Source organism: Muricoprocola aceti (assembly GCF_025567005.1).
In the GTDB taxonomy this organism is placed as follows: Bacteria; Bacillota; Clostridia; order Lachnospirales; family Lachnospiraceae; genus Marvinbryantia; species Marvinbryantia aceti.
Genome location: NZ_JAOQKE010000043.1, coordinates 1 through 2,774, shown reverse-complemented (window position 1 = coordinate 2,774; position 2,774 = coordinate 1). Strand labels below are relative to the sequence as shown.

The 2,774-nt window shown below is 34.2% G+C and carries 4 protein-coding genes and 1 pseudogene; all 5 read right to left on the bottom strand.

Annotated elements, in window-relative coordinates; translation table 11 throughout:
- On the bottom strand, positions 1–637 hold a 637-nt coding region (locus OCV47_RS15735; protein ID WP_331481347.1), incomplete at its 3' end, for a hypothetical protein.
- A 34-nt stretch (positions 638–671) separates the two neighbouring features.
- Complete coding sequence (xerA, locus tag OCV47_RS15730; protein WP_262655959.1) at positions 672–1,640, bottom strand: site-specific tyrosine recombinase/integron integrase; 969 nt, start codon at positions 1,638–1,640, stop codon at positions 672–674.
- 47 nt (positions 1,641–1,687) lie between these two features.
- On the bottom strand, positions 1,688–2,149 hold the full coding sequence (locus OCV47_RS15725; RefSeq protein WP_262655958.1) for a hypothetical protein: 462 nt from the start codon (positions 2,147–2,149) through the stop codon (positions 1,688–1,690).
- Positions 2,146–2,610, bottom strand: coding sequence for a DUF3990 domain-containing protein (locus OCV47_RS15720; RefSeq protein ID WP_262655957.1), 465 nt, complete (start codon positions 2,608–2,610; stop codon positions 2,146–2,148). Before OCV47_RS15720 ends, OCV47_RS15725 begins: the two co-directional genes overlap by 4 nt.
- A 10-nt stretch (positions 2,611–2,620) precedes the next feature.
- A pseudogene (locus OCV47_RS16220) lies at positions 2,621–2,774 on the bottom strand (restriction endonuclease subunit S); the annotation flags it as partial.

Genomic DNA, 2,774 nt, shown 5'->3' with positions numbered 1-2,774 from the left:
GACATTCCGACAGTTTTACAACATCCCATCCTTTCGGATTCTTTATTGAATCTCCAAACAATTCGACAAATCGGGCTTTTATAAGATCATCTAATCGTCCCAGTTCATTTTCTCTTAATTTTACGATTCTATATAGTCTATCCAATCTCTCACAGACAGCAATCTGTTCTTTTATTGTGATTTTAGTTATACTGAACCTTGATACATAGTCATCTATTTTCAAATTATGAAGACCTGTTGTTTTATTCTCAAAAACCCTTGTACCTCCACGTTTATAATTAGCAAACAATGCATAAAATACATATTTCGGTTTCCATATCTCTTGCATTTTAACCCGAAGTAGTCCTGTAAAATTATTGAATAAATATGTATTTTCATCACCATCAAAATATATAACCCTTCCAACTGGAAACTTATCGCTTCCACCTGACTTTTCAATAATAATATCTCCCTTGCGAAGATATTTTTCCTCTATATCTTTCTTTTCAATCCTTCTTCTAACTACATTATTATAATTTACAACACCTTCGTTAGTAAAGTTTGTGGTTCTGAGAACCGGAATCCCCCTTTCCTCCTCATCATCTACTCCCCATTCGCCAGATAGAGCTTTTCCTGTTATATCAATTAATTTCACCATTTATATCATCCACACAAATATAAATTGATCTTTTTCAACTCATATATTTTTGATGGGAATTCTTGACATTGCTTTGGTTTACCATTGCATATTGCATGGTTGTGTCTATCTGTGAATGCCCCAATATTTTCTGTACCTGTTCGATCGGCATTCCTTTATCGATTGCTCTAGTTGCCATGGTTCGCCTAAATTTATGTGGATGTATTCTTTCCAATTCCAGTCTACGCCCTAATTGCCGCAATCGAATCTCTACGCCACTTATTTTTAGTCTGTCATGAGGCGCATCTAGTGTCACAAATAATGCATGATTTTGATCTTTTCGTTCTGAAATATATTCTTTTAAATGTACTTTAGCTTTTGCATCAAAATAAACTCGTCTTTCTTTATCTCCTTTTCCATAGACAACACATTCTCGACCTTCCAGATCAATATCATCTATATTCAGATTCACCAGTTCACCTACTCTGATTCCTGTAGAATATAGCAAGTCAATCATAGCAAGATCTCGAATCTCTTTACAATTGTCACGTAATTTTTCGATTCCCTCGTCTGTGATTACATTCTTGACAACCGTCTTAGTTTTGATCTTATGGATCCTTCTCATAGGACTTTTCAGTATATAATCTTCCTCTTCCAACCAGGAAAAAAAGCTGGAAATGTTTCTTCTGATATTATCTACTGTTACATTTGAACATCCATTTATTTTCTGATAATCCGCCAAATATGTTCTGATTTCTTCTGTTGTAATCTTTCTAACGCTGGTTTCTATTTGAGATAACAAATGTTCTACTGTTACCTGATAATACTGAATCGTTCGTTCTGAGCATCCTTCTATCCTTTTTGCATCTAAGAACATTTTCAAAAACTCTACATTCGAAATTTCCTGTTTATCTGCTTCATTCTCTGAAAATATTTTCAAAACCACTTCCTGTAATTTTTTCATCTGTGGAATAGACAGATATTCAGACATTTCGTTTAACAATGTAACAATTTTTTCTTCCATGCCGGTATACTTCCTTTCTGTTTACCAGCATCCTTCTCCAAATCATCTTAAAGCATTTTATTTTCTTTGTAACATTCAAATAAATATGACGGATTTTCATAATATACGCTACTGTTATAATCATCAATTTTGGAACTCAAAAATGAATTATATACTTTCAGCAGTGCATCTACTGCTCCTATTTTTTCCTCTTCTGCCACCTGCAAAACCAGCCTTTTGTACACTTTTCCAATATCCCAATATGTTGGAATTGCGTAACGACAATCTCCTACATTATCAAAATTTCCATTCTCGATCTGGCACTCTTTAATAAAATAATCACTGACACTATCTATATTATCGCAGTGATAAACATCTGCTAAATCATATATTTTTTCCAGATATACTTTTCCGATCTTATTTACCACATATTTCCGTTCATTTTTCGTCTTTCTTGCAATATAATCAATCAAGCTACACGTGTAAAAAAGGTCATTGCTTTCTTTGGATTCACGCCCATTTCCAATCATTCTTTAACCTCCTCAAATCCACGATATTCCAAGCATTTCAATGCTTCTTCAGAACAAAAAGCAATCTGATGTGTTGGATATTTGAATTTTGCCAATACCCAGAACTGCTCTCTTGTTATTACTCCATCCATATAATCTGATATAAAGTTGTAAATCTGATCATCTGCCATGGCCCCGATCACAATATCATAATCATGATCTTTTCCACTACGACAATCGATGATAAAATCCAACCATTCTTCCGACATTTCTGAAAATTCTTTGATATTCAGAGACATATTCATTCTGACTTCATAAATAGAAACAATTTTTTTATCGTACCTCTTCGCCCAACGCTGTGCCTGTTCCTTGATAATGGTACAATAAAATCCTGTTCCAAAATCCTTTGTATTTCTTCCTTTTCGAATTTCCGGCTTTTGTACTGTCTGATATCCACCGTGATATACTGTCATTATTCCCATATGCTTTCACCTACCCAAAATACTGCTGCATTAAACTGTCAAATAATTTCTGCGTTTCATCCAAAGCCTTCTGCACTACAACCTTTGATTTGTTGACTTGTTCCAATACTCCCTCAAGTTTCTTCTGCTCAGAAATCGGTGGACAGATAACCTCTATATTCTTC

What these genes read in the sequence shown, in the direction of transcription:
- xerA (WP_262655959.1), bottom strand. Translation starts at nt 1,640, where the DNA reads ATGGAAGAAAAAATTGTTACATTGTTAAACGAAATGTCTGAATATCTG.
- OCV47_RS15720 (WP_262655957.1), bottom strand. Translation starts at nt 2,610, where the DNA reads ATGGGAATAATGACAGTATATCACGGTGGATATCAGACAGTACAAAAG.
- OCV47_RS15725 (WP_262655958.1), bottom strand. Translation starts at nt 2,149, where the DNA reads ATGATTGGAAATGGGCGTGAATCCAAAGAAAGCAATGACCTTTTTTAC.